Below are 25,852 nucleotides of genomic sequence, written 5' to 3'. Positions count from 1 at the left end.
AAATACCTATTTATACTTTTACGGTTTTTGCTTAAAATGTAGTACAATACACCTACAACACTACCAGTCAGCTTATTATAAAAAAATCCCCTAACACCAGAGGAGCTAGGGGATTTTTAAAATCTTATAAGAGAGGTACTTTAGCCCTCCATCTCTTCTAGTTCCTTTCCTTTGGTCTCTTTCACATACTTGATCACAAAGAAGATCGATATGATCGCTCCGAGCGTGTACAAGCTATACGCAAAGGCCAAACCAGCTGATCCCAAAATCATCGGGAATGTCAGTGTCACTAGGAAGTTAGACACCCACTGCGCGATACCTGCAATCGCCAGACCCAATCCACGGATTTGGTTCGGAAACATCTCACCAAGCATCACCCACATCACAGGTCCCCACGAGAAGTTGAAAAAGATCACATAGAGGTTAGCAGCTATCAGTGCCAATACACCCATCGAATCGCTGAGTGCTAGCGTTTCATTGCCTGTCACTGGGTCTGCTACCAATGATCCTGATGCAAACGCCACCACGACCAAAATAAGCGTGATACTCATCCCTATCGATCCGATGACCAAAATAGGTTTTCTACCCATCTTGTCTACCAGCAACAAAGAAGCCACTACCGCACCGATACTGAGTGCGCCAGATACCACGTTGATCAATAGCGCATCATTCTCTCCAAAACCAACGGCCTGCCATAGGATAGATCCGTAGTAGAATACCACGTTGATCCCGACGAACTGCTGAAAACTGGCGAGCCCTATCCCTATCCATACGATAGGCTTGATTCTACCCAATGTCTTGTCATACAAATCAGACAAACGCGGCTTGTGATGATCTTTGGCTAAAGAAGATTCGATTTCATCCACTTTGGGCTGTCCCATACCTGCACCATAGAGCGTATCCATGACCTTGAGCGCTTTCTCATTCTTTTGCTTAGCCACGAGATAACGTGGACTCTCTGGGATGAAAAACAAGGAAATCAAAAAGATCGCTGCTGGGAACAATTCCATCCAGAACATCCATCTCCATGTTTCAAAATCCATCCAAAGGATATTGATGGCCGAACCAGAAATATCTGCCAAAATATAGTTGCTAAGGAAAGACAAAAATAGCCCCGTGATAATCGCCACTTGCTGCACGGTCGCCAAAGCCCCTCTGAAGCGTGCCGGTGCAATCTCCGCAATGTAAGCAGGTGCCATCACAGACGCCGCCCCGACTGCTAGTCCACCGATGATTCTATAAACGATAAATTCTGGAGAAACCGTCGCAATCCCCGATCCCCATGCAGAGATGATAAAAAATACAGCCGCCACGATAAGCATCGTACGTCGACCATAGGCATCTGCCAGCTTACCTGCAAAGAAGGCTCCTACTGCACAGCCCAACAGCATAGAAGCTACATTGAATCCACTGCCAACATCCTCCGCTTCAAACGCAACCTCCAGCCCATGCACGGTACCGTTAATCACTCCGCTATCAAACCCAAAGAGGAATCCCCCCAAAGTCGCTACTAGCGTAATCCCTATCACATAGAGATTGTTTACTTTTTCTTCTGTTTTCAAAATTGTTATAGTTTTAGTCTTTAGTAATTGTTGCTGCAATGCTACAAAATGAAGCACAAAAAAGGGGTAGACTTATGTTAAATCTACCCCTGTTATTTCTATCAATATTATCTTATATACTGATTGATGATGTTTTCGAAGAGCTCCTGCTGACCACTTCTTAACTTAGGCTCGCCTCCTTCGTGTGCGATCTTGGCCAACGTCTCGAAATCCATCTTACCTGATTCGAACTCCTTGCCCTGGATCGTGTTGAATGAGCTGTATCTCGCTTTTCTCAAGTTAGAGTACTGTGAGTTGGTCAAGATATCGTCTGCGATCATCAGTGCTCTTGCGAAGATGTCCATACCACCGATGTGCGCATAAAAGATATCCTCTAGATCAGTAGAGTTTCTACGCGTCTTCGCGTCGAAGTTCACCCCTCCACCTTGTAGGCCACCGTTCTCTAAGATCACGAGCATTGCCTCAGTCACTTCGGTGATGTCGTTCGGGAACTGATCCGTATCCCATCCATTTTGGTAATCTCCTCTGTTCGCATCAATACTACCGAGCATCCCTGCATCTGCAGCAGTCTGTAGTTCGTGTGTGAACGTGTGCTGCGCCAAAGTCGCGTGATTCACCTCGATATTGATTTTGAAATCATTTTCTAATCCGTGCTCCTTCAAGAAACCAATCACTGTCGCCGAATCAAAATCATACTGATGCTTAGATGGCTCAGCGGGCTTAGGCTCGATGAAGAAATTCCCTTTGAAGCCTTGCTTGCGTGCATAGTCTCTCGCCATGGTCAAGAACCTACCCATGTGCTCTTGCTCCTTCTTCATGTTCGTATTGAGCAAAGACATATAGCCTTCTCTACCTCCCCAGAACACGTAGTTTTCACCACCCAGTTTGATCGTCGCATCGATGGCATTTTTAACCTGTGCACCAGCATAAGCTACGATATCAAAATCAGGATTCGTAGAGGCTCCGTTCATGTAACGTGGGTTTGAGAATGCGTTCGCAGTACCCCACAGCAACTTCACCCCTGACTCAGCTTGCTTCAACTTGGCGTAATCTGTGATCGCATCTAGACGCTCACCCGACTCCTTCAAAGAGGCTCCCTCGTCTACCAAATCCACATCGTGAAAACAGTAGTATGGTGCTCCGATCTTCGTAAAGAATTCGAAAGCAGCATCCATTTTGTCTTTTGCTCTCTCTACTGCATCAGCTTTCGCATCCCAAGGAAATACTTTCGTACCCGGGCCAAATGGATCTCCACCCGTCCCACAGAACGTGTGCCAGTATGCGATCGCAAACCTGAAGTGCTCCTTCATGGTTTTGCCTGCTACGACTTTGTTTTCGTCATAGTATTTGAATGCCATCGGGTTGTCAGAATCCCTGCCTTCATATTTTATTTTGCCTATTCCGCTGAAGAACTCTTTGTCTCCAGTCACGATTTTTGCGTCATCTGCCATGTCTGTATCTGTTTTTCTATTTTAGTAAATTCTGTAATTCTTCTTTCCAAATCTTGTACCCTGCCTTATATGGTGCAGGATCTTGTGCCGCTTTGTAGGTTTTGATCGTATCCATTTTGGCGAATGCTACCTCGACATTCTCATACACACCCGCTGCTACTCCTGATGCCTTGGCAGCACCCACAGCACCTGTCGCCTCCAGCATCTGTATCTCACAGTCTAGGACACTCGCGATCGTCGTAGAGAAGATTTCGGACTGAAACAAGTTGTCATTGCCGACCTTCATCACACGCACATCCATGCCCATGTCCTGCATCACTTCCATCCCGTAGATGAACGAATAAGCAATCCCCTCCAAGGCCGCTCTGAAAAAGTGTGCCTGTCCGTGACGGTTGAACTGTAGATTGGATATATGTGCACCCGGATTTTGATTTTCCAAGACACGCTCTGCGCCATTACCGAAAGGAATGATACGCAAGCCGTCCGAATTGATCGCGATCTCAGAAGCCATCTCTTCCATCTGTGGATACGAGATGCCGTTGGTAGCAATCATCTGCTTCACATAGCTGTATTGTATCCCTGCCCCGTTGATACACAGCAAGACGCCCACACGTGGGCTTTCTTGGGTGTGATTCACGTGTGCAAATGAATTAACTCTCGTCTGTGGATCGATGGCTGGCTTGTCTACCACACCGTACACCACACCAGACGTACCCCCTGTCGCAGCTACCTCTCCGGGGTTGAATACATTGAGGGACAAAGCATTGTTGGGCTGATCGCCTGCTCTGTACCCGACAGGTATGCCAGCCGTCAATCCTAAGAATGCCGCTGCTGCCTCCGTGAGCTGCCCTTGATCGCCTATAGAAGGTACGATCTCTGGGATCACACTGGCGTCAATGCCGTAGTGATCCAATAGGAAGCTTGCTATTTTTTCTTCTTTGAAGTCCCAAAGCATCCCCTCCGACAAGCCCGAAACCGTAGTGGTCGCCTGGCCCGTCATCTTGAGTGCGATGAAGTCTCCTGGGAGCATCATCTTGTGCACTTTGGCAAATATCTCTGGTTCGTTGTCTTTGACCCACTTGAGTTTGGAGGCAGTGAAGTTGCCCGGTGAGTTGAGGAGTCTTTCGAGGCACTGATCCTCTCCGATCTCTTGGTAGGCTTGATTGCCTATCTCTACCGCACGGCTGTCACACCAGATGATCGATGGTCGCAGTGGTGCATCGTTTTCGTCCACGAGCACGAGCCCATGCATCTGATAGGAGATCCCTATTCCTTTGATTTGAGTAGTATCGATCGCATTAGAAGCGAGAAGCTTCTGCGTCACTTTCTGGATGTTGTTCCACCAGACGAGGGGCTCTTGCTCCGCCCAGCCCGCCTCGTGCGAAATAATATCCATCTCCACCTCTGGATACTGCGTCAACGCTACCGTCTTGCCACTATCCACTTCTACCAAGGCGGCCTTTACCGAAGAACTACCCAAGTCATATCCTAATAAATACATCGCGTCTATTTAGTCTTTGTCATTGAAAAAGTCGAGCTGTGCTCATACACTGGCCCAACTAGACAACAAAGAAAGACTTGTTTGTATCGGAATGATAAAAAACAGCTACTTCAACGACTCTTCAATTCACTTCAATACTACGTCAATCAAAAACTGGATTAAAGTCAAATTAGGCTATCAAATACCTCATGAGTAAAACTATGACTCAAAAGAATCACTTTCCATTTAGCAAAAACTAGTATCCTCTTAAAAAATAGTACCTTTAACTAAATTAACTTCTTACAAAGCGCTTAGTGATTGTAATAACCAAGTTCGGGGTGCAGGTGGAGGGGGCTCATCTGGGACAACCGCAAAAGAAGTAACTTTAAAATTAAATGACTTGGTGTTGAATCCGACTCCTATAAGTGAGTTCAAAAACAAATGTGCGGGTATAAATCACATGTGGAATCAGTATCCTAACAATGAAGTTGCTGGCTACCTCACTGCCGATGGTCAAATTATAATAACTGCCACTGCTACATTGAATGGAGGTGGTGTTCCAGGTATAATTAACTTTAATGGTCAATCTTATTATGCTTCTAGTGGCACTCCTAAGAATACATACCTAGGTTCCATAACCAACAGATCTGGAACTTTTATACCAGTAATTGCTAGCATTCATACTCACACGCCTTGCCGACAGGACGATACGGATGGAACTTCTCATCAAGTTGGTCTAGATGATAAATTATTGGCACAAAAATATCCTACAATAAATCATTGGGTAGTGGGGTACGGATCTATTGCTCAATTCAATAGCACACAAAACAATTTCTTTAATAAACATATTGGAGCTTTGACTTCAATATGCAATCAAATAAATTAAACATGAAAATAACCATCATTCATTTGATTCTACACTTATTGGTTGTGAGCCAGCTCTGTGCACAGGGTGAACAGGAATATGTATCTAGAGCAATTATCTCCGATAGCACCTTTATACATGTGATCGAAACGTTCACAGCAGACCTGAACCAGACCGATAACTATTTTAAAAAAGGACAAGGGTATTTTGAAATTCGCGCTGTAGAAGGAAACAATCCAGATGTACTCATGGCATACTATATTTCTCCTTCATTATTCAATTTTGACAGTCGACAAAACGATCTACCTCCGTATTATGATATCGTCGGACAGAAACCAATACTCATATATATAACAACACCTGACCCTCTTATATTCCAAATCTCTGTCAAAAAGGAAACAAAACTCAAAGCACTGATTGAACCATATCTCCCACAACAGATCGTGCTAGAAAACTCATCAGAAAAAGATCCTCCATTCAAATATAGAGATGAGGTTATTTACCTCCACTTCAGTAAAGTTATTGAATATCATAAAGACGGGTCAGTATCTATCAGAGATGCCACGTACAAAGGTTAATACGAAAAAAATGATCATAACACCCTTCCTCTACCCCTATTAGGTTACTAATGGTATCCTGAATAGGTGCGTGTGAGCTAAACTTTGATACTTCCTGTTTTTAATTTTCAAACAATAGTATACATCAAACAGATACTTCCACTTTTAGCTGTCTTTAGTTCAGGCTCGAAGTAAGCTTACATGAAGGTTCATGTAAGGCAAGGTCAACCCCATGCTTGCGCAAGGTGAGGACTCTGCTTGCGCAAGGTGAAGCCGGTGCTTGCGCAAGGCAAGAGCTCATGTTGCACTGGCACCACCAAAGGATACATTTAGCCCTTTTCGATGCAATGCGTGACCACTCTCCTCTATCAACAAACCCTATATTAAGTCCTAGGATCACCATCCCTTAACCTACCAAAGAAAAGAAAACACCATTGGGCATTATTCATTTTAACTTTGAGAGAGGGAAAATCAGATCAGAAACAAAAGCTGTTTGAGCCCTGGCACAAAAGACAATCATCATGCAGCAGACAGCAGGGAGAGTTTCTTTTGTTTCCTGATTTGCGCTTTCGAAATGCGTTAAGAAATGAATGCAGCCCTTGATTTCTTTGCTTACTTTCTTCATCAAGGAAGAAAGTAAGGCCAAGCCGGCGAGGCGAATGTCAGCACACCACCTAAGCATAATGCATAACCTATGCAACGGGCAAGATACCCTTCCTGCTATTAGAACCTAGGATCATTATTCCTGAAATCATAAGCGTAGAGAATAGCTATATTATACTATATATTTGAAGCTATACTTTGTAGTAATCATTGACTCATGAATTCTTTTCGCCTAATACCAACTATCATTTTCTATTTAATACTTACTGTATCAGGAGTCACCTATGCTCAAGACAGTTATCAACCTGGCTATATAATCCTACATAGCCAAGACACTTTGAGTGGATACCTCAAGGTGATGGATAAAAAAAAGAGTAATACACGATGTGAATTTAGCCTGAACAAAGACGGACAAGACACTAAAATGTATCAGCCAACAGATATCCTAGGTTATCGTTTCGAGGCAGGAGATTTTTTCATATCGAAAGTGGTGACTTTAAATGATAGTACACATAATTACTTTTTGGAATATCTGGTCAAAGGATATGCTAATCTCTATACTTTACGCACTGAGGGGACGGATTTATATTTCATAGAAAAAGAAGATGAAATCTATAATTTGGTCAATAGTGAAAAAGAAGTAACGATTGATGGCGAAACCTACACTAGAGAAGCCAAAGAATACCGAGGAGTACTCATGTATGCCTTTTCTGATGCGTCGGATATTTCCAGTGAACTAAAAAATGCAAAGCTATATGATAAATCTATGATTAGGCTGACCAAGAAGTATCACAATGCTGTTTGCGATGAATATGCATGTATAGATTACACGAAATCGTTTAAATGGCAGTCTTCGATAGAGCCATCTATAGGTGTAATGCGTACCTCTTTGAGGTATAAATCATATGATGGTGCGTCAGGACAACCCTCGGGAAATACCAGTTGGCTAACTGATCCTTTCGCAATGATTTATAGTGTAAAGTTTAAAAGTCAAGCACTCTTTAAAAGTAACAGATGGGGTTTCATAAGCGGAGTAAGCTACTTTAGTCAAGAGTTCACAGGAGACTACATAGATCCTTCTTCAATTTTTTTTAAAAAAAAGGTCCGTTACGCGTATGACATTATCCAAACACAGCTTGGTGTAGACTATCTATTTTCCTCTGGAAAATGGCGACCATATGCGGCTCTTGGGGTTAATTTCAATATTATATTAAATCCAAGCGTTATCATGGGCAATGAACTAGATGAAAATGCTAAAACTCCAACAACATTTAATATTGATTCTAATAAAACCCAAGTAGGGATAGGATTCAAAGGTGGTATGAGATATTTCCTTAAAAGGAATTATCTATTCACAGAAGTTAATTTCGATATATCAAGAACGGGACATACTGGATCTTTTTTCAATACCCCTTTTATTTTTCAACCTGGAGTATTTTTTGGATATGGTATTAGTCTATCTAAAGAGAGTTGATTTAGACAGCCTCCAACCTACTCACTCCCCTCCCGTATTACTATAAGTCCCTGTTCATCTAACCCACTGTTCCTATGAAAATCCCAGATTTCAGTAACCTCAGTGTCGTATATGTCAACTGTACGCTCAAAAAATCTCCCGACACCAGTCATACCGATACGCTCATGGATGTGTCCAAGCAGATCATGAAGCGAGAAAATGTCAAGGTAGACCACATTAGACTGATTGATCATCAGGTTGCCACCGGCATCTACCCCGACATGACTGAGCACAACTGGGAGGTCGATGAGTGGCCTGCACTATTCGAGAGAATCATAGCGGCGGACATCCTCATCGTAGGTACGCCTATCTGGTTGGGAGAAAAATCATCGGTGACGCAGCAACTCATCGAGAGACTGTACGCCATGAGTGCAAAAACCAACGAAAAAGAGCAATATATATACTATGGAAAAGTAGGCGGATGTATGATCACCGGAAACGAAGATGGCGTAAAACACTGCGCTATGGGGATCATGTATGCGCTGCAGCATATCGGGTACTCGATCCCTCCACAGGCAGACTGCGGGTGGATAGGCGAAGTGGGACCAGGCCCGAGCTATGGAGACACCTCATGGCAAGGCAAGGAAGTCAACCCTCCCGTAGGTTTCGACAGTAACTTCACCAATCGAAATGCAACTTTCATGACCTATAATCTGCTCCATCTAGCAGCCATGCTCAAAGCAAATGACGCTTACCCTAACTATGGCAACTCGACAAAAGCATGGAGTGACGGTACACGTTGGGGATTTGAAAATCCAGAATACCGATAGTCTAAGTCAAATAAGCACAAAGGTCGGAGGAAGTACCAGAGTCCTCTATGGGATGACTCAAAACGATCAGTCCCAGCTTGCTTTTAGATCAAAGACGGCGTCACCTTTGGCCATCGAGCTTAGAATTTCGACTTTCATATTGACACAGCCACAGATCTCGCCTGCTCGCTCGATCCATCCTGCGATACGGTGCTCTATCAACTCACTATTGACGGGCAGTTTGGTACATCTCACCAAGATGCCGTTGTTCGAACTCTCTTTGATTTCCAGTTGGCTAGGGTTGTAAAAAGTCGTTAGTATTCTGGGGGCACGCTTGAGAATAAAACTCGGTGTACTCACCATCACAAAGACTTTGTATATCCCTGTCAAGCCTGTCTCAGCACTGTATCGACCTACCTCCCACGAACCTCTCAGGGGATCTGAATATGCCAAGCTGCACAACGCTTCGAGTGGTTTGAGTAATGCATCTTCGATGTTGTACCATGACGAACTGGATACGTTACCCAAAAGCTCAGATGTTTGTTGAGGCAACTTAGACACCCATTGCTCATATTTCCCTTCATGCTTGCTCGACACAAAATCATCGATTCCTCTCAGCATTATTCCTCTTACCTCCATGTACTGTACTTGTATAATTCCGTATTCGTCGCAATTTGTACAAAGATGATTTCAAATAAAAGTGGGAATGAAAAGAAGTTTATACAATAAGATATAGAAAAAGAAGTACGATAACAACCTAACTGCACCTCACCAAGCTCCTTTTATAAACAAAATACAACCCGCTCGATTAAGTTATACAATTGGCGTTCAGCTCCAATTCAAAAAAAGAAAGCCCTGACTTCCAAATCGGAAAACCAGGGCTTGATATTTCACCAAAGGAATCTATCCCTTATGCGTTCTCTGCTTTTGTTTCACCAGAATTCATGATCGCTGTCTGTCTCTTGATAGAGTTGTTGTGGATCATTTCGTAGAGATCATGTACGAACTGCTCTTGGAGCAACAAGTCCTTCCCTTTTTTCACTCTATTCTCCATGATTTCCTCATATCTACCGACCTGTAGGATCGTGATATTGTGCTCCTTCTTGTGCATCGCGATCTCTTCAGCCACTTGCATTCTTTGTGCCAATACTTCCAACAGTTCATTGTCTATCTTGTCGATCTTCTCTCTAAGATTTTTCAATCTCAATTCAAAATCCACATCTTCAGAATTCGCTTCTCTGATGATCAATCTATCCAAGATACCTGCCAATGTCTTTGGTGTGATCTGCTGTTTAGCATCACTGAGTGCATTGTCAGGATCGATATGCGTCTCTATCATTACACCGTCCATTTGCATATCAAATGCCTTCTGTGACACTGGTTCGATCAACGCTCTGTTGCCTGCGATATGACTAGGGTCACAAATAATAGGTAGATTAGGAATGATTCTCTTCAACTCGATCGGAATCTCCCATGTCGGGTCATTTCTATACTGCGAACCACTCTTTGCAGAGAATCCTCTATGAATACCTCCTAATTTGGTAATACCCGCTTGGTTAATACGCTCCAACGCACCGATCCACAATTGCAAATCTGGATTGATTGGATTCTTAACCAATACAGGTACATCATGACCTTTCAGTGCGTCCGCTACTTCCTGAACAGAAAACGGGTTCACCGTTGTTCTTGCTCCTACCCATAGGATGTCTACGTTGAATTTCAACGCCAACTCTACGTGTTCAGCATTCGCTACTTCTACTGCGGTCAAAAGACCCGTTTCAGCTTTTGCTTTCTCCAACCATTTCAAGCCCACTACACCGATACCTTCAAATGCTCCTGGTCTTGTTCTTGGTTTCCAAATACCCGCTCTCAATACCTGAATATTGGTATTTGCTTTGATCTGACGAGCAGTTTCTAAAACCTGCTCTTCGCTCTCTGCGCTACATGGTCCACCGATAATCAAAGGGGCGTTCAACCCTTCAATCCAGTTTTCCAAAGGCGACAATGTCAAATTAACTTTCATGTCTTTAAATAATAATAATGAGTTATACTACTTCTTCTTTAATGGGGCTGTCAGTCCTCTTCTTGCTATCAATACCCTTCAAAACCCTACGGATTTCATTGGCATTATCCATGCAAGAGATCATGGCATCCTCTTCTCCTTCATCCAGCAGCGTCTTAAACGCTGCTAAATTATCAATATATGCACCCAACGCCTTGCTGATGTGCTTTTTATTCTGTTTAAATATAGGTGCCCACATCTGTGGCGAACTCTTGGCCAACCTCACCGTAGAGGCAAATCCACTCCCAGCGAGGTTAAATATATTCGCCTCATTCTTCTCAATCTCCAAGACCGTCTGTCCAAGGATAAAAGAGCTAATGTGCGATATGTGTGACACATACGCAATGTGCAAATCATGCGACTGACTATCCATCTCGATGATATGCATCCCAAGATTCAGCAAACATGACTTGGCCAGCTCATAACATGACCTTTGAGACTTCTCTGCATCACAGATAATCCCCGTTTTACCATCGAAGAGTGACGAAAACGCCGCTTCTGGCCCAGAATTCTCCGTCCCTGCAATAGGGTGTGCCGCTACAAAACTCTTTCTATTCTCATGTCCTTCTACCACCTGACATATTTGCTCTTTGGTAGACCCGAGATCCATCACTGTCGTCCCCTCATCAATCGCATCGAGCATAGCTGGTAGCAGTTTGGTCATCCCATCTACAGGGATTGCCAAAATAACAAGATCGGCACGTTGGATCGCTTGCTGGTAGACGACCGTCTCATCTACTAGCCCTAACTCCACCGCTTTCGCACAGTTGTTATCGCTGAGATCCACCCCCAGCACTAAGTCTGCAAAACCTACTTCTTTAAGTCGCTTACCCACCGATCCTCCGATCAGTCCTAAACCTATTATTGATACGATCATGCTTTTACCGTTTCTAATCTCCCCAATACTGTACGCAATACATCCTGCGTAGAGCAAAGAGATATTCTTATATATCCTTCGCCATTCGAACCAAAAATTGTTCCCGGCGTGATGAACACATACTTGTTTTGCAGTATCTCATCGACAAACTCCTCGCTCTGTCTCCCCTCAGGAATCCTAGCCCATAGAAACATACCCGACTGCTGTTCGTCATGCTGACATTCTAATATATCAAGCAACTGCTCTGCCAACAGACGCCTCTGCTGATACTCTTTATTGATGGATTCAAACCACTCTTTAGGAAGGCTCAGTGCTTTAACCGCTGCATCCTGTACAGGTCTAAACATCCCAGAGTCCACGTTGGATTTCACTCTCAAAATCGCATCGATGTACTCCTGTCGTCCACTAACCATCCCTACTCTCCAGCCTGCCATATTAAAAGCCTTGCTCATAGAGTTTAGTTCCAAGCAATTCTCCTTGCTCCCCGGGATAGACAACAAACTCAATGGGTTGTCATTGAGGATAAAACTATATGGATTGTCATTGATGACCAATATTTCATTTTGATTGGCAAACTCTGCCAAGCCAGCCAAAATTTCTTTGTTCGCCTTTTTCCCTGTAGGCATATTGGGATAGTTCACCCACATCATCTTGGCTGCCTTGATCACTGCTGCATCGATCTGATCAAACTGTGGTACCCATCCATTTTCTTCTTTCAGGTCGTAGAACACTACTTTAGCCCCCATCATTTCCGCTGCTGTTTTATAGGCAGGATACCCTGGATTAGGAATCAAAACCGTATCCCCAGCATTCAAGAAGGCCATAGAGATGTACATCACTCCCTCTTTGGAACCCAACAAGGGTAAAATCTCCGAAACGGGGTTCAACTCCACGTCATAATGACTTTGGTAGAAGGCAGCTATCGCCTCTCTCAACTCGGGAATCGAGCGATAAGACTGATAGGCGTGATTCGTCGCATCACTGGCACTCCTCACCAACTCCTCAGCTACCTCTGGCGCTGGGGGCAAGTCAGGACTACCGATCCCCAAATTGATCACGTCCTTTCCGTCCGCGACCATGGCCCTAATTTCATCCAATTTCTTAGAGAAATAGTACTCCTTTACATCCGCTATTCTATCTGCTACCTTTATCATATTCAGGCATTACTCCTTTTTTGTATTCACCATGTATTTTAATCAATTCCGCACTTTTCTCAATGGCTTTGAGGGCAGATTGATAGTCTTTGTAATCCTCCCACACCACATCCACATTGAATGCGTATCGGTATGGCTGGCCTAAAACAGGCATAGACTGAATCTTCGTCATATTGATCTTGTGCTCTTTGAACGCCACCAGCACATCAGACAACCGACCCGGGTCGTGCTTGGTCATGATCCTCAAAGAAGCTTTCTCTGGTTCAGCCGTATGACCATTCATACGACTCTTCATGATCAAAAATCTTGTGTAATTAAGCTTATTGGTCTCTATATTCTCATGGAGTACTTCCATACCGAATAACTCAGCGGCCTTTTTACTGGCTATCGCTGCAGCATTCGTCAGCTGAGACTCTTTGATCAACCGCACACTATCGGCGGTATCTTCATATTCTGTCAATTTGATCTGAGGATGCAAAGCCAAAAAATCCGCACACTGCAATAGCGCCATAGGATGAGAGAACACCTGATTGAGTTCTTCCACTTTAGCTCCAGGATTCACGATGAGGTTCATTTCTATCCTGATGTAAACCTCTCCTACTACCTCTAGATCGTACTCATTGATCAATGCATAGTTGGGCAAAATGCTCCCAGCGATCGTATTCTCTATAGCCATCACGCCATAATCCAACTCTTTGGCCTGTATCGATTTGGCCAGCGACCTGAAGTCGTTGAATGGACGCAGTTCCAAATCTTCTCTTGCGAAATATTTGGCCGCTGCCTGATCATGAAACGATCCTAATACACCCTGAATTCCAACCTCCATTTAATCATGTTTATATCAAAAAAAAACCCCGAACACATCCGAGGTTTTTATATTTCTTGTTTACACAAAAGAACTATTCTTTCACCCCTGATGCTTTTGCATAGTAATAAAAATAAAAGTAGTTCCAATATGCTCTTGAGTTCTTCATAGTCTTTATTGATGCCCCAAATTTGAAAATTCATTAGATAACATCAAAGAAAACCCATGAAAATATTTACACATTTTCAAAATTCCAATTAATGACTATGAATAATTGCAATAATTTCAACTTTTATCATGGCAATCCTTTTCTTTGCAACCTTTTACAGTGAAAAGACATTTAAGTAGTACGAGTGAATAGATATATCTTATTGATCATTATGGTTTGGGTAAGCATCAGCAGTCATGATGCTACAGCGCAGGGAATCATCCAGCGTGATGGTTTAGCCAATATGGACAAGGGTGCTGAGGCGATGTACGATGGCAACTACCAAACTGCCGACCTCCTGTTTCGCGAAGCGTTAAATCAACTAGGCAAGCTACCTAGCGAAATGGCTTACTACTTTGGCCGCAACTCCTACCACCTCAAAAAGTACAAACAAGCCATCAACTGGCTCACCAAATACGTCCAACTCAAAGGAACTTCTGGCCAATACTACGACCAAGCCGTGCTCTATCTAGACAGAGCCAACAATGCCTACCGACTCATCAAAGAACAACAAGTCCAAGAAACCGAAAATCAATTGACTACTGACGGGTACTATGACTGTCCCTCAGACTACGTCATGTGTCCAATTTGTCATGGCAGTGGTGTGCTTATCAAACCTGGTAATTTCGGTTCGGTCTACCAGACATGCCCCTACTCTGGACTCACTGGCAAACTCACCTGCGAACAATACAACCAATACCTCATGGGCGAACTAGGCATGGAAATGCAGGACGAGTAAAAGCTAAGGCTGTTTTTGATCAAAGGCTCTAATTACTTCCAGTTTATCCCTCAAAGCATTCTGCGAGCTATCCAAATCCAACACATCAAATAACCATTCTACAGCGTCGCTAATCAGTGTATTAGGATAAAACTGATCTCTTGTGTGATGAACATACTTTAGCATTTTGAACCCATCAAACCATTGGTAAAAGCGTCGTTCGAAGAATTCATGATTCGTGGCATGTACTTTTATCTCCTTCATCTTATCCATAAACTCGACTTTGTACACGAACGAACGAATAGAATTTGGCAATGAATCGTAAAAACTACCCCACTCCGACTCAGTCATCTCATAGCAAGACGACACTTGCTCCAAAAATTGCTTGAGATCTAAAAATGTCTGAGGAGCATAGGTCATGTAGTGCTCCGAACGATCTTCCATCCAATCACCTATCGCTTTGCCTGTCCCAAAAGGTACACGGTCTGACACCCGAGCAGAAGGGTAAATCGTCGTGGTATTCAAGTTATAAAAACCACCTAAAGGAATAATTTTATGAAGAAAATAGAAATCTTCACCCGCTTTGCGACGGTTCATCCCACCCTGCTTCATGTAAACAGATGATCGGGCAGCCATGCTAGAACCTATCGTCTGAAAGGCATATGGAAACCCTGCAAATCGCAAAGCATCTATATAGTAACGTAAATGCAGTTCGTAATTGATAATTCCTTCATACTGCATTTGATCTAGGTCACCAGACATCGGGTGTTCATAGTGGATAGAGCAACCGTTGACTTTGGGGTCAGAAAACAAATGAAGCACTTCCTCCAATAGATTAGGTTCACAAACGCTATCCGCATCAAAACACAGAATCACGCCATCCTTGTCTATCATATCAAATGCCCGTGCCGCTTCGTCCATACCAATTTTACGAGCCAGTCCGACACCAGCATGTTTAGCAGGTAGCTCATTATTGATTATAAAGTGGTAATTGTGTTTTCGGTCAACAGACCATTGACAGGCTTCATTATAACTCTTGTGGTTCAGTTCTTTCACCTGATCGCTAGCCTTGGCAGATGCGTTGACCATGACGATAACAGACACTGCCGCACTGCATGCACAGTCCTCCAAGGCCTCTAACGATCTTATCAAATCAGGTTCGTTGTGTGCAGGTAGCACGACTATAATTTCGGGATTCTCTGCATGCCAGTCCACGTCAAGGCAGCGTTCGGGATACGCATAGCGCGTAAGGTAAATATGACTCAAGACAGCTGGTTTAAGGTGCGAGACGCTTGGTCACCCATTGCCCATCGACGAGCGAATACACGATACGGTCGTGCAGCCTGCTGGGTCTTCCTTGCCAAAACTCCACTTCAGTAGGAATCAATATATAACCACCCCAGAAATCAGGTCTTTTTAGTTCTTCAGTCTCGAACCTTTGTTTCACATTCTCTACACGCTTCTTTAAGAATGCCCGATCTGGAATCTCTTGGCTTTGTGGAGAAGCCCACGCACCTAACCGACTCCCTTCTGGCCGTTCGAAATAGTAGGCATCAGACACCTCAGCAGACACCTTCTCGACCCTGCCTTTAACACGAATTTGGCGTTCTCTGGTACGCCAGTAAAAAGTCATCGCTGCAAATGGATGTTTAGCCAGCTGCTGGGCTTTCTTGCTCTCGTAGTTTGTGTAAAACGTAAAACCATCCTCCGCAAAAAACTTCAGCAAAACCACCCGCCCTTCAGGGCAATTGTCCTCAGCCAGAGTGGACAGCACACATGCGTTTACCTCACTCCCTTCACTTTTCATGGCATCCTTGAACCAAAGTTCAAATTGATCAATGGGACTGTCCAAAACGCTGGTTTTAGAAAGTTCTTCCACCCCATAATCTTTTCGTATTCCTTGTATATTTCCTTCTCCCATCTTTCTATTTCAATGTTGTGCAAATATGAATTAAATCATTAACTATGTGCAAAATTGGAGGCAATAGTTCGTCCTCCTAGCGTCACTCCAAACGAATAATCACATGCAATTACGCCTACCTCTAGTCTACGACAGTTCACCTGAATGGGTCAAAATCGTGCTAGATAATTTCGATGAATTCCTGCAAGACCATGCTGACTGTGAACGAAAGGCTTCCGCAATGGCAATGAGTTTTGTAGCAAAATTTCCAGATCGGCTAGAGATCATCCCAGAGCTAATCGATACAGCAGTAGAGGAGCTCGAGCATTTTAGGTCTGTCTATGAAATCATGGAAAAGCGAGGCATCCAGCTACGCCACGAAATCCGCGAAGACCTCTACATGAAAAAGCTCATCAAAAACTGCCGAAGCGGTAGAGAAGAACGCTTTCTGGATAGACTGTTATTAGCCTCTGTCGTAGAAAATCGAGGGGCTGAACGCTTTAAGCTGGTCTATGAACACCTAGAGCCAGGGGAACTCAAAAAATTCTACCAGGATCTCTGGGCCTCCGAGGCAAAACATGGTGAGGTATTCGTCAAATTGGCTCTCAACTATTTCAAAGAAGACGAAGTGTTTGATCGTCTGACAGAAATTAATGAAATTGAAGGGAAGATTATGGCAGACATGCCCTTGACACCCGCACTGCATTAGCCTATGGATTATTTTCACTCAAAAAGAACCTTCCAGCCAGAAAAAGGAGATTTACTGATCTCAGAACCTTACTTGCCCGACCCGAATTTTGAACGAACTGTGATTCTGATTTGCTCTCATGGTACAGAGGGAAGTTTTGGTTTTGTACTCAACAAGGAAGCCAACCTGAGATTTGATGAAGCCATCCTTGAAGCGCAGGGTTTTGAAGAAAAACTCTACGTCGGCGGCCCTGTGCAACAAGACACGCTTCATTTCATCCACAGATCTACAGATGAAACCCTTGGCGGACAAGATATTGGCGGGGGGCTATATTGGAGTGGTGACTATGATCGACTAATGGAAATGATCAAGGTGGGCATCATAGCCCCTACCGATTTCAGATTCTTTGTAGGTTACTCAGGCTGGGACGCTGGCCAATTAGAAGAAGAACTAGAAGCAAAATCGTGGATCGTGCACAAAGGAGCCAATGCCAAACAGATTTTAGACACAGACACCAAAGAACTTTGGAAAGTATCGATGAGCGAACTTGGAGGGAAATTCAAAATGTTCGCAAACTACCCTACTGACCCAAAAATGAACTAATATTGATTTTTGCTAAATTGCAATAAGAGAAACCGATAGTTATGACTGATAAAAAAGACCTAGCTGCGCAAGATGCTGAGAAAGCATTGAAGCCAGATGCCGTTCAGCCCGAGGCTGAATCCAAACAAACCGATGACAAAACACAACTATCTAGTGACGAAGTAGATGTGCCACCAGTAGAGGACTCTACTGCGACTACAGAGCTGCCCACAAGTGAAGCTGAATCTACTCCCTCACCTGCACATACTGAGTCTACAGAGGAGTCTAACCCCGCTACTCTGTCAAACGAGGAAGCTAAGATCGAGGACAATGATGATTCGGATGATGATCACAAAGATCATGACGAACTCAATGAAGACCAGCATGACGATGAGGTAGATTACTCCTCCATGTCCAAAGAAGAATTACTGGATCAGATCGCTGAAATATCCAAATCTGACGAGGGGTTCAAAAAGGGAAAGAAAATACAAGCCATTCGTACATCCTACGATGTAATCTTTGACAAAGAGAAAGAAGCCGCACTATCTCGTTTCATCCAAGACGGAGGCGAAGAAGATGATTTCGATTACAAACTTGATGAAACAAGCGAAAATTTCGAAGCATACCATAAAATACTCAGAGAAAAGCGTTACAAAAACGCCAAAGAACTCGAAAAACAAAAAGAGAACAACCTCAAACTTAAAAACGATCTATTAGAGCGTCTGAGACTATTCATAGACGATGACGAGAACACCGCCAGCATCAACGAGCTACGAAAACTCCAAGATGAATGGAAATCCATAGGCCCAGTTCACCCTCAGCACAACAAAACACTGTGGGCGAATTACAACGCACTTTTGGACCTCTTCTACGATCATCGCAGCATCTATTTCGAACTAAAAGAACTCGACAAGAAGAAAAATCTGGGAATGAAATTAGAGTTATGCGATCAAGCAGAAGCATTAGCTCAAAATGAGAACCTCAATGAAGCGATCAAACGTCTCAACGAACTGCATGAGGAGTACAAACATATCGGCCCCATCCCAAAAGAGGTACAAGAAGAAACTTGGCAAAGATTCAAGTCCGCTTCGGATGAAATCTATCAGAAAAGAAAAGAATACTACGGTCATCTAAAAGAAGAGTTCAAAGAAAACTTCAGCAAAAAATCAACGCTCGCAGATCAAATCCAAGAGTACGCAGAATTTAGTGCTGAAAAAATCGGTGAGTGGAATGCTAAAACCAAAGAACTACTAGCACTCCAAAAAGAGTGGGATGCCACTGGTAGCATGCCCAAAGAGCAGGCCAAGCAAATCAATAAAAAATTCTGGGGAGCCTTTAAGGCTTTCTTCCGCAACAAGTCCGCATTTTTCAAGACTTTGGATTCTCAGCGAGGAGAAAACCTAGAGATCAAGCAAAAACTAGTCGACCAAGCGGTAGAACTAGCCAGCAAAGATGATGACTGGGAAAATACGGCTAACAAACTAAAGGATTTACAAAAGGAATGGAAAGACATCGGTCCAGTTCCTGAAAAGCAAAGAGAGTCTATATACAAGTCTTTCAAGAAAGCCTGTGACACCTTCTTTAACAAACGCAGAGATCACAACAAAATCAAAGAATCATCCTATGATGATAATTTGGTCAAAAAGGAAGCTATCATCAAACAGCTAGAAGAACTCGCACATGTCGATGATCTAGATCCAGAAAAAGTCTACGAACTACAAGACGAATACAATGCACTAGGTTTCGTCCCTAAGAAGGCCATCAAGAGTATTCAGAACAAGTACCAAACGGCGCTAAAAGCAGTAGTCAACAATGCTAAAAATTTCGAAGAAGACGAACTAGACGAACTAAAGTCACTCATCAGCATTCACAAAATCAAAGCTGGCCCTCACGGGGATCAAAAACTGCAGCGAAAAGAGTACTCGTTGAAGAGAAAAATCCAGAATCTAGAGAGCGATGTATCGACTTGGAAAAATAATTTGGGATTCTTTGCCAACTCTAAAAATGCGGAAAAGATGCTCAAAGAATTCGAACAAAAGATTCAAGATGCTGAAAATCAATTGATAGAATTAAAGGAAGAATTAAAGCTAATCACCTACGCAGGATAGGCTATCAATACGGTTTATAAAAGTCTCTGAAAATTTTATCAGAGATACTTGCATGAGAAAAATTCTACGTTAATTTTGCACTCGCAATTGACCAAAAGAGGTCAAGAAAATAGAATCAAGGTTCTTTTTTTACGCAAGTTTATTGCCTCCTTAGCTCAGTTGGTAGAGCACCTCACTTGTAATGAGGCGGTCGTTGGTTCGAGTCCGACAGGGGGCTCTCGAAATTTAAAAGCCTTTGTAAATAATGAATTTACAAAGGCTTTTTCTTTTTAAGTTTAACGCAAAATCACATTAACTTCTTTAACTAAATCATCTAAACTATTAGCAAGTGCTTTGAGCTGCTCCAGATCATTGGTTAAATCCGTACTAGTCCCCATTTCTTTTTCCAAAATCGCAATTAGCCCTAAGATATTAGACAAGGGAGCTCTCAATATATGTGCATTGTCATAGGCATAGTCATATAGTGTTTGATTCTTCTTTTTGAGTTCAAGCGTCTTGGCTTCTATGATACTTTCTAGATTATTCTTGGTGGTTTCTATATGCTTTCGTTGTTCAAGCAACATTTTCCGCTTATCATTCAGTTCTTGGGTCAACCTATCGATTTGCCCATTATATTGATAGTAGGTTATGCGTTCCTGTTCCATATCTTTCTTGACATACACAATACAAATTGCTACAAAAACAACATTGATCAAGAAATCCATATACATGGAAATACTGGTCAATTCCGCTTCCTCAATCGGTTTATTATAATAGGTACTCAAAACCAGAGTGAGCAGGCATAATATCACCGCAGCAGGGATTTTGTACACCCTTGGCAAAACAGCTATCAACATGACTAATATTGTGAAATATGCTGTACTAAAAGCCCCATACACGCCCCCTTGCGTCCCCCAAAACAGGACGTATATCGCAACCAAGAATCCACAGTAAACAAATACTGCATACGCCATCAGTCTCTTTCTCGTTTGCATCCAAATACAAAACAGCGTAACCCCAAGCAACACTATATTGAGAGATAAGCTTAACATATCAAAACTCAAAAATGTAACCCTCAGAATGTTAATCAAAAAACACAGAACCGATATCTTCAAGAGCCTTGAAAAAAACAAATAAGCACTAGGTGCCTGATATCGATCTTGAATATTCATCGTTTCCCTATTCTTTCTTGTCTTTCTTGCCCTGAATACGAAGTAAAGATTTCACCAGACTTGTACCTGATTTCTTAAGTAGTTTACCATACTCTCCTTCAAAATTCGACCGCATAATTTGATTGTTCATTTCATCAACAGACGGAGAAATTTGCATACTGGTCAACTCAAGATATTGTTCTATTGCGTTATTTTGCCTGTTCAATTGCTCCTTCCTATTTTGCACATTTTGAGTTAGTGACTGATTCAGTGCCAACAATTCCTTTTCTTGTTCTATGAGTTTCACGTTCTCTTTTCTGATCTCAGCCATCTTCTTATGCAATACATTTTTAATTTCCCACTGATCCTTTCGCTCGGCATTGTGCTGAAATGAAAAATAAACCATACCAATTGTAACTAGAACTACAAGAATCTGATACTTGAATATAGAGTTCCCTTGATCTCCTATGATTATTGAAATCAAATCTTGCTGAAACTCCCACAAGTATATCGCAACCAACAGGCACACTAGGGTAAAAACGACTATATAAACATGATGACGTCCTGATGTTATAATAGCTCCTACAATAACAGATGCTACCATCCCCGTCTCTACCACTCCAGTCACCCCACCATTCACCAACCAAAGATATGAGTTGGCCAATGAAAAAACCACACCAAAAAACATAGCGACCCCTTTTCGATAACCAATAACCCATACATAAATCAAAGTCCCTAGGTATACCGTAAATAATACGGACTGACCTACAAGGTTTCCCGTATCAATCACTCCCATATACAACTGGTACATCGAATACATGGATCGAAGCAATGCAATCATACATACCCCTATGAGTAGTTTTCTCTCAAAGACATATTGGTTTAGTTGGTCATTACTCATCTAGTAGGTTGTGGTTTCAGTTACTTTTTCTGGGTAACAGTATCAATATAATCATGGTGAGTTGCTATTCCTAAAGCAAAAACACTTTTAGCAAGAATCTAATCACTATATATCTACCTCTTTACTAGAAAAGTTAGTAACTGACACGAACTATTCCAAACGAGATAAGAACGCCATCGTATCCACACCATCTGCATAATCCTCCAGACTCGGCAATTGTGCCTGACCGAATGGAATATACTCTTGCCCTACGACGCATTGTATTTTTGATTCGTGTGCTTGGAGATAGCGTTCCAACTCTGCATGACTCTCATAGTACTGATAATAGAGTACAGATATAGGAGACACGAGTTCTTCACTCTCTCGTACTAGCAAAAACTCATTGTCTAGGTGTGGCTCTCGGTTGACCAGATAGATGGATTTGTTGTAGTCATAGTTGTTTCGGTACTTGTGATGATCTCCCACTGCCGCATAACCAGCAAATGCATCTAATAGCTGGGGCAGTTCATAGCCTTTTGGGACGAGTATTTTAGAGACATTTCTACAGCCCAGACCATAGTAGCGAAACACATCTTCACCCAATGCCTCTAGTTCTGTCTGAGTTTCCTTACCTGTGATGACTGCCAGCGAAGTGCGGTTTGCACGAATGACATTAGGTTTGTCTTTAAAATAATGCTTGAAATACCGCGCCGTATTGTCACTACCTGTAGCGATGTACGCCTCCGCATCGTTGAGGCGTTCCACGACAGAAATATACGCATCGATTCGTGGGTCCAGTTTGACCAACTCCGCAATGATATAAGTCACCAAAAAAGTATCCTGAGAACTAGGTTTGATAAGCAAATGGTGTCCAGCGATCAAAACCGATAGCATATCATGAAAGCCCACCAAAGGGATATTACCAGCAGCGATCACCCCTACCCTTTTGGCTCTGGTATGTGACAAGTCATAGGATGAGACCCACTTTTCTAAAGAAGATTGCTCTAAGAAAGACTGAATGCCTTGCAAGGCAAAATCAACACTCTCCTCTGTAAACCAACTGTTTTGGTTGCGAGCCGATAGCGCTAGTTCTGTCCGCTGTTCCTTGCTCAGTTTTGACAGCACCTTCCCTAAACCCACAAATAATTTTACTCTCTCCTCTAAAAACATATTTTATAAAATCCGTATACCTAAACTAATGCCAGAAACACTTTGGCAGGCAAAATTAATCTTTATTTTTGCACACTTAATTTTTAGGATAATTAAAGTAAACTAAAATGGCAATTATTATTACCGATGAATGCATCAACTGCGGAGCTTGCGAGCCAGAATGCCCCAATACTGCTATCTATGAAGGTGGTGTAGAATGGGACTGGGCTGGAGGAACGAGCCTAACCGAAGTGGAGCTAGAAGACGGGACTCAGGTAGATGCCAAAGAAGCACAAGAGCCTGTGTCTGAAGATTTGTATTACATCGTCCCTGGGAAATGTACTGAGTGTAACGGATTTCACGAAGAACCCCAGTGTGCGGCTGTCTGTCCGGTAGATTGCTGTGTCGATGATCCAGATTACGAAGAAGAAGAAGAAGAGCTACTCGCTAAGAAAGCTTGGCTTCACAACGAATAATAGCTATCGAAAGATACAATCAAAAAGCTACGCCAACCGCGTAGCTTTTTTTATATCCAATGTTCTCTCAATAGCCCATCTCTATAGCTAAGATCAAAATTAGGGATCAGTCGGTATTTCTAGGGATAAAAATCAATATTCGACATTGAGCATTCGAGATTCATTACTCCAATCATTTAAATATTACCTCAAAGACGCATAATAGGTGATTGTTTTATAAAAAAACAATCACGAATTTCGATTAATGAATCTTGAATAACGAAGTATGATCTACTACCTCTCCCCCAGAAATACAGGGTGATCCGAAATTAGATATTCGACACTCCTACTACGCTATCATGATCTGTACATGGGGTACAGATTGCTCACACAAAAAACAATGTAGTAATATTCGCCCATCCTCTGACTTAATCTAATAGCTAAGACAGGCTATGCGCTAAGTTGTATAGATTGCGGCATCATCTGATTTTGGCAGGAGTCTTCCAACGCTATGATTACAGATGTGCTGAATATGAACGAGACAATAGTACTAACATCGGCCTGACTAAAAGGGCTGATACATTAAAGTAATTCAAAGCATAAACCATGTTTGTATGACCCTCGAAGAACAGATCAAAGCTTCAGAAACGCACATATTCAAAGCCGTATTCCCTAACACGACCAACCACTACGACACACTATTCGGAGGTACCGCCATGAAACTCATGGATGAAGTCGCCTTCATCACCGCGACACGTTTTTCCAGACAACGAATGGTGACCGTCAGCAGTGACCGTATCGATTTTTCTCAACCCATACAGGTCGGCACTCTCATGGAACTAGTAGGCAACGTCTCCCATGTTGGCAATACGAGTATGAAAGTCCGTGTCGATATATTCGTAGAGCAGATGTACAAAAACGAGCGAGAAAAAGCCATCAGTGGAGAATTCACTTTCGTCGCTATCGATGAGGATAAAAAGCCAGTTAGCATTCTGAAAAACGAATAAAGTCTGTATCAAGGTATGACACAGACTTTATTCGTTTTTAATTACTATGAAGCAATAGATTCAACTCCTTGTATGATTTCACCACTTTAGTCTCATAGGAATATGCCTGCAAGATCAACCGCGCAGCACCTCTTATCACTATATTATCGGATATGACCGTCACTCTTTCTATTTGAGACACATGTTTATTCATGCACTTGACCCATCTTTTTTGAGCATTTAACTCAAAACCAGACATCTCCGTACAGTCCCACACCAGTGACATCTTATGGCCAACGTCTCTTTTTTCAAATTCACGCTCCCAAAATGAGCATGCTTTTTCACTGGCTTCCTCAGTAAACTTGTTTTTAAATTTAAACAACAAACAATTTTCCTGATATTCATGAAAAATCTTTGTTTCCATCTCTTCTGATTGGTACCTCATCCCTTCTTTTATTTATTCTACCTGCAAGAATACCGACTTCATTTGAGATGAATTCAAATTACTCGTTGAAACAACTATTATACCCGTTGAATAGATAACTTCTTTCGTTTACTACAAAAATACATCTCCAAATACACCTTTAACCTCGATTATGCATTGAGAATAAAGATTTTGGTATGGAACTAAATTCACCAAAATGGTTAACCTTCCGATTGAGTATTCAAGCAAGCCAGTCACTCCTTTCATAGACATGAGTTTGATGAAACGATTCATTGATCCAACAGGGATAAGAGAGAAGCTCGACGAACTGGATGTACCTGCTCTGGGTTCTAGTTATGACCCAAAGCATATTATTGAGCGTTTCTGGTTAAGTATTTGGGGTGGGGCGAGTCTATATGTTTATTGTGATTGGCTTAGAAGCGATGAAGTACTACAATCCAATAAACGCGGGCGTAATTCCCACCACCCATTGATGGCTTTTGTAAGCCAGACTCGTAGGATGGCCAATATCTGACTCAGGCCGGGGAATACCGAAGAGATCATGTCTTATCTAGAAGAAGAGCAGCTTAATATCCTTGTCAAGAAAAAAGTAGATATCCGGCCAAGTGCAGCAGGTAACAAATGATCACCGTCAGCAGTGACCGTATCGATTTTTCTCACCCCATATAGGTCGGTACTCTCATGGAGCTAGTAGGCAACGTCTCCCATGTTGGCAATACGAGTATGAAAGTCCGTGTCGATATATTCGTAGAGCAGATGTACAAAAACGAGCGAGAAAAAGCCATCAGTGGAGAATTCACTTTCGTCGCTATCGATGAGGATAAAAAGCCAGTTAGCATTCTGAAAAACAAAACAAAAAAAAACGGTCTCACTATCGCGAGACCGTTTCAGGGTGTAAGATTGAACATTGTATTTGTCTGTTAAA

Annotated in this window: 27 protein-coding genes and 1 tRNA gene; 13 read left to right on the top strand and 15 right to left on the bottom strand. The window is 42.5% G+C overall.

Translation table 11 applies throughout. The features are described from left to right. Positions 1–140 precede the first annotated feature (140 nt). The 3 genes from BGP76_RS03195 to BGP76_RS03185 are packed head-to-tail and all read right to left on the bottom strand — an operon-like array spanning position 141 to position 4,514. Complete coding sequence (locus BGP76_RS03195; protein ID WP_255416049.1) at positions 141–1,619, bottom strand: sugar porter family MFS transporter; 1,479 nt, start codon at positions 1,617–1,619, stop codon at positions 141–143. Between the two features lie 50 nt (positions 1,620–1,669). Next, positions 1,670–3,013, bottom strand: a complete 1,344-nt coding sequence (xylA, locus tag BGP76_RS03190) for a xylose isomerase (protein WP_073119371.1) — start codon at positions 3,011–3,013, stop codon at positions 1,670–1,672. A gap of 16 nt (positions 3,014–3,029) precedes the next feature. After that, on the bottom strand, positions 3,030–4,514 hold the full coding sequence (locus BGP76_RS03185; RefSeq protein WP_119843569.1) for a xylulokinase: 1,485 nt from the start codon (positions 4,512–4,514) through the stop codon (positions 3,030–3,032). Between the two features lie 385 nt (positions 4,515–4,899). Here BGP76_RS03185 and BGP76_RS03180 point away from each other — a divergent pair, with 385 nt between their 5' ends. Next, positions 4,900–5,379 carry a hypothetical protein gene (locus BGP76_RS03180; RefSeq protein WP_119843568.1) on the top strand — a complete coding sequence of 160 codons (480 nt, stop codon included), beginning with the start codon at positions 4,900–4,902 and terminating at the stop codon, positions 5,377–5,379. Positions 5,380–5,381: 2 nt separating this feature from the next. Then, the gene (locus BGP76_RS03175; RefSeq protein WP_119843567.1) at positions 5,382–5,936 is read left to right on the top strand and encodes a hypothetical protein; all 555 of its coding nucleotides are present in this window, start codon (positions 5,382–5,384) and stop codon (positions 5,934–5,936) included. 424 nt (positions 5,937–6,360) lie between these two features. Here the strand turns inward: BGP76_RS03175 and BGP76_RS03170 are convergent, their stop codons facing one another. Then, a complete protein-coding gene (locus BGP76_RS03170) occupies positions 6,361–6,540 on the bottom strand; it encodes a hypothetical protein (protein WP_147407359.1) in 180 nt (59 codons plus the stop codon). 195 nt (positions 6,541–6,735) lie between these two features. Here BGP76_RS03170 and BGP76_RS03165 point away from each other — a divergent pair, with 195 nt between their 5' ends. Next, on the top strand, positions 6,736–7,992 hold the full coding sequence (locus BGP76_RS03165; protein ID WP_119843565.1) for a hypothetical protein: 1,257 nt from the start codon (positions 6,736–6,738) through the stop codon (positions 7,990–7,992). A 74-nt stretch (positions 7,993–8,066) separates the two neighbouring features. Beyond that, entirely contained in the window at positions 8,067–8,801 is a 735-nt protein-coding gene (locus BGP76_RS03160; RefSeq protein ID WP_119843564.1) for a flavodoxin family protein, read from the top strand. A 66-nt stretch (positions 8,802–8,867) separates the two neighbouring features. On the opposite strand, the gene BGP76_RS03155 is transcribed toward BGP76_RS03160, so the two are convergent. From BGP76_RS03155 to BGP76_RS03135, 5 genes are all read right to left on the bottom strand, one after another. Beyond that, entirely contained in the window at positions 8,868–9,419 is a 552-nt protein-coding gene (locus BGP76_RS03155) for a hypothetical protein (RefSeq protein ID WP_119843563.1), read from the bottom strand. Positions 9,420–9,690: 271 nt separating this feature from the next. Continuing rightward, positions 9,691–10,803 (bottom strand): chorismate mutase, encoded by a 1,113-nt coding sequence (locus BGP76_RS03150; RefSeq protein WP_073119383.1) that lies wholly within the window; start codon positions 10,801–10,803, stop codon positions 9,691–9,693. A gap of 22 nt (positions 10,804–10,825) precedes the next feature. Beyond that, entirely contained in the window at positions 10,826–11,719 is an 894-nt protein-coding gene (locus BGP76_RS03145) for a prephenate dehydrogenase (RefSeq protein ID WP_119843562.1), read from the bottom strand. Next, the gene (locus tag BGP76_RS03140) at positions 11,716–12,873 is read right to left on the bottom strand and encodes a pyridoxal phosphate-dependent aminotransferase (protein ID WP_073119386.1); all 1,158 of its coding nucleotides are present in this window, start codon (positions 12,871–12,873) and stop codon (positions 11,716–11,718) included. The genes BGP76_RS03145 and BGP76_RS03140 overlap by 4 nt, the downstream gene beginning before the upstream one ends. Continuing rightward, positions 12,854–13,699: a prephenate dehydratase gene (locus tag BGP76_RS03135; protein ID WP_073119388.1), complete on the bottom strand. Its 846-nt coding sequence runs from the start codon at positions 13,697–13,699 to the stop codon at positions 12,854–12,856. The genes BGP76_RS03140 and BGP76_RS03135 overlap by 20 nt, the downstream gene beginning before the upstream one ends. Before the next feature lie 332 nt (positions 13,700–14,031). On the opposite strand from BGP76_RS03135, the gene BGP76_RS03130 reads away from it, so the two are divergent. Continuing rightward, positions 14,032–14,625 (top strand): tol-pal system YbgF family protein, encoded by a 594-nt coding sequence (locus BGP76_RS03130; protein ID WP_147407358.1) that lies wholly within the window; start codon positions 14,032–14,034, stop codon positions 14,623–14,625. 3 nt (positions 14,626–14,628) lie between these two features. On the opposite strand, the gene BGP76_RS03125 is transcribed toward BGP76_RS03130, so the two are convergent. Continuing rightward, positions 14,629–15,870 (bottom strand): glycosyltransferase family 2 protein, encoded by a 1,242-nt coding sequence (locus tag BGP76_RS03125; protein ID WP_119843560.1) that lies wholly within the window; start codon positions 15,868–15,870, stop codon positions 14,629–14,631. Between the two features lie 10 nt (positions 15,871–15,880). Continuing rightward, a complete protein-coding gene (gene pdxH, locus BGP76_RS03120) occupies positions 15,881–16,525 on the bottom strand; it encodes a pyridoxamine 5'-phosphate oxidase (RefSeq protein ID WP_119843559.1) in 645 nt (214 codons plus the stop codon). A 103-nt stretch (positions 16,526–16,628) separates the two neighbouring features. On the opposite strand from pdxH, the gene BGP76_RS03115 reads away from it, so the two are divergent. The 4 genes from BGP76_RS03115 to BGP76_RS03100 all read left to right on the top strand — a co-directional run bounded on the left by BGP76_RS03115 (position 16,629) and on the right by BGP76_RS03100 (position 20,099). After that, complete coding sequence (locus tag BGP76_RS03115) at positions 16,629–17,213, top strand: tRNA-(ms[2]io[6]A)-hydroxylase (protein ID WP_073119394.1); 585 nt, start codon at positions 16,629–16,631, stop codon at positions 17,211–17,213. Positions 17,214–17,216: 3 nt separating this feature from the next. Beyond that, positions 17,217–17,795 (top strand): YqgE/AlgH family protein, encoded by a 579-nt coding sequence (locus tag BGP76_RS03110; RefSeq protein WP_119843558.1) that lies wholly within the window; start codon positions 17,217–17,219, stop codon positions 17,793–17,795. A gap of 41 nt (positions 17,796–17,836) precedes the next feature. Further along, on the top strand, positions 17,837–19,882 hold the full coding sequence (locus BGP76_RS03105; protein ID WP_119843557.1) for a DUF349 domain-containing protein: 2,046 nt from the start codon (positions 17,837–17,839) through the stop codon (positions 19,880–19,882). Between the two features lie 144 nt (positions 19,883–20,026). After that, positions 20,027–20,099: transfer RNA gene (locus BGP76_RS03100), tRNA-Thr, on the top strand. A gap of 58 nt (positions 20,100–20,157) precedes the next feature. On the opposite strand, the gene BGP76_RS03095 is transcribed toward BGP76_RS03100, so the two are convergent. The 3 genes from BGP76_RS03095 to BGP76_RS03085 form a co-directional block, all read right to left on the bottom strand. Then, positions 20,158–20,856: a hypothetical protein gene (locus BGP76_RS03095; protein ID WP_139280878.1), complete on the bottom strand. Its 699-nt coding sequence runs from the start codon at positions 20,854–20,856 to the stop codon at positions 20,158–20,160. A gap of 184 nt (positions 20,857–21,040) precedes the next feature. Beyond that, positions 21,041–21,913, bottom strand: a complete 873-nt coding sequence (locus tag BGP76_RS03090) for a hypothetical protein (protein ID WP_147407357.1) — start codon at positions 21,911–21,913, stop codon at positions 21,041–21,043. A 150-nt stretch (positions 21,914–22,063) separates the two neighbouring features. Further along, entirely contained in the window at positions 22,064–23,062 is a 999-nt protein-coding gene (locus BGP76_RS03085) for an acyl-CoA reductase (RefSeq protein ID WP_119843555.1), read from the bottom strand. 107 nt (positions 23,063–23,169) lie between these two features. Here BGP76_RS03085 and BGP76_RS03080 point away from each other — a divergent pair, with 107 nt between their 5' ends. Together BGP76_RS03080 and BGP76_RS03075 are read left to right on the top strand one after the other, a co-directional pair. Beyond that, on the top strand, positions 23,170–23,517 hold the full coding sequence (locus BGP76_RS03080; protein ID WP_073119405.1) for a 4Fe-4S dicluster domain-containing protein: 348 nt from the start codon (positions 23,170–23,172) through the stop codon (positions 23,515–23,517). A 593-nt stretch (positions 23,518–24,110) separates the two neighbouring features. Beyond that, entirely contained in the window at positions 24,111–24,503 is a 393-nt protein-coding gene (locus BGP76_RS03075) for an acyl-CoA thioesterase (RefSeq protein WP_073119407.1), read from the top strand. Between the two features lie 37 nt (positions 24,504–24,540). Here BGP76_RS03075 and BGP76_RS03070 read toward each other — a convergent pair whose 3' ends face one another. Beyond that, a complete protein-coding gene (locus BGP76_RS03070; protein WP_147407356.1) occupies positions 24,541–24,906 on the bottom strand; it encodes an STAS/SEC14 domain-containing protein in 366 nt (121 codons plus the stop codon). A 217-nt stretch (positions 24,907–25,123) separates the two neighbouring features. On the opposite strand from BGP76_RS03070, the gene BGP76_RS03065 reads away from it, so the two are divergent. Both BGP76_RS03065 and BGP76_RS03060 read left to right on the top strand, forming a co-directional pair. Further along, positions 25,124–25,441: a hypothetical protein gene (locus BGP76_RS03065; RefSeq protein ID WP_119843553.1), complete on the top strand. Its 318-nt coding sequence runs from the start codon at positions 25,124–25,126 to the stop codon at positions 25,439–25,441. Between the two features lie 167 nt (positions 25,442–25,608). After that, on the top strand, positions 25,609–25,851 hold the full coding sequence (locus BGP76_RS03060; RefSeq protein WP_185146834.1) for a hypothetical protein: 243 nt from the start codon (positions 25,609–25,611) through the stop codon (positions 25,849–25,851). The last annotated feature ends 1 nt before the right edge of the window (position 25,852 follow it).

This window comes from Reichenbachiella sp. MSK19-1, from assembly GCF_003590315.1.
Classification (GTDB): Bacteria; Bacteroidota; Bacteroidia; order Cytophagales; family Cyclobacteriaceae; genus Reichenbachiella; species Reichenbachiella agariperforans.
Note: the sequence above shows the minus strand (reverse complement) of the source record. Positions and strands in the feature narration are given on the sequence as shown.

Bases quoted from the DNA above. Each gene is read 5' to 3' on its own strand.
- xylA (WP_073119371.1), bottom strand. From the start codon at position 3,013: ATGGCAGATGACGCAAAAATCGTGACTGGAGACAAAGAGTTCTTCAGC.
- BGP76_RS03185 (WP_119843569.1), bottom strand. From the start codon at position 4,514: ATGTATTTATTAGGATATGACTTGGGTAGTTCTTCGGTAAAGGCCGCC.
- BGP76_RS03175 (WP_119843567.1), top strand. From the start codon at position 5,382: ATGAAAATAACCATCATTCATTTGATTCTACACTTATTGGTTGTGAGC.
- BGP76_RS03170 (WP_147407359.1), bottom strand. From the start codon at position 6,540: ATGAAGAAAGTAAGCAAAGAAATCAAGGGCTGCATTCATTTCTTAACG.
- BGP76_RS03165 (WP_119843565.1), top strand. From the start codon at position 6,736: ATGAATTCTTTTCGCCTAATACCAACTATCATTTTCTATTTAATACTT.
- BGP76_RS03160 (WP_119843564.1), top strand. From the start codon at position 8,067: ATGAAAATCCCAGATTTCAGTAACCTCAGTGTCGTATATGTCAACTGT.
- BGP76_RS03155 (WP_119843563.1), bottom strand. From the start codon at position 9,419: ATGGAGGTAAGAGGAATAATGCTGAGAGGAATCGATGATTTTGTGTCG.
- BGP76_RS03150 (WP_073119383.1), bottom strand. From the start codon at position 10,803: ATGAAAGTTAATTTGACATTGTCGCCTTTGGAAAACTGGATTGAAGGG.
- BGP76_RS03145 (WP_119843562.1), bottom strand. From the start codon at position 11,719: ATGATCGTATCAATAATAGGTTTAGGACTGATCGGAGGATCGGTGGGT.
- BGP76_RS03140 (WP_073119386.1), bottom strand. From the start codon at position 12,873: ATGATAAAGGTAGCAGATAGAATAGCGGATGTAAAGGAGTACTATTTC.
- BGP76_RS03135 (WP_073119388.1), bottom strand. From the start codon at position 13,699: ATGGAGGTTGGAATTCAGGGTGTATTAGGATCGTTTCATGATCAGGCA.
- pdxH (WP_119843559.1), bottom strand. From the start codon at position 16,525: ATGGGAGAAGGAAATATACAAGGAATACGAAAAGATTATGGGGTGGAA.
- BGP76_RS03115 (WP_073119394.1), top strand. From the start codon at position 16,629: ATGCAATTACGCCTACCTCTAGTCTACGACAGTTCACCTGAATGGGTC.
- BGP76_RS03110 (WP_119843558.1), top strand. From the start codon at position 17,217: ATGGATTATTTTCACTCAAAAAGAACCTTCCAGCCAGAAAAAGGAGAT.
- BGP76_RS03105 (WP_119843557.1), top strand. From the start codon at position 17,837: ATGACTGATAAAAAAGACCTAGCTGCGCAAGATGCTGAGAAAGCATTG.
- BGP76_RS03095 (WP_139280878.1), bottom strand. From the start codon at position 20,856: ATGCAAACGAGAAAGAGACTGATGGCGTATGCAGTATTTGTTTACTGT.
- BGP76_RS03090 (WP_147407357.1), bottom strand. From the start codon at position 21,913: ATGAGTAATGACCAACTAAACCAATATGTCTTTGAGAGAAAACTACTC.
- BGP76_RS03085 (WP_119843555.1), bottom strand. From the start codon at position 23,062: ATGTTTTTAGAGGAGAGAGTAAAATTATTTGTGGGTTTAGGGAAGGTG.
- BGP76_RS03080 (WP_073119405.1), top strand. From the start codon at position 23,170: ATGGCAATTATTATTACCGATGAATGCATCAACTGCGGAGCTTGCGAG.
- BGP76_RS03075 (WP_073119407.1), top strand. From the start codon at position 24,111: ATGACCCTCGAAGAACAGATCAAAGCTTCAGAAACGCACATATTCAAA.
- BGP76_RS03070 (WP_147407356.1), bottom strand. From the start codon at position 24,906: ATGGAAACAAAGATTTTTCATGAATATCAGGAAAATTGTTTGTTGTTT.
- BGP76_RS03065 (WP_119843553.1), top strand. From the start codon at position 25,124: ATGGTTAACCTTCCGATTGAGTATTCAAGCAAGCCAGTCACTCCTTTC.
- BGP76_RS03060 (WP_185146834.1), top strand. From the start codon at position 25,609: ATGGAGCTAGTAGGCAACGTCTCCCATGTTGGCAATACGAGTATGAAA.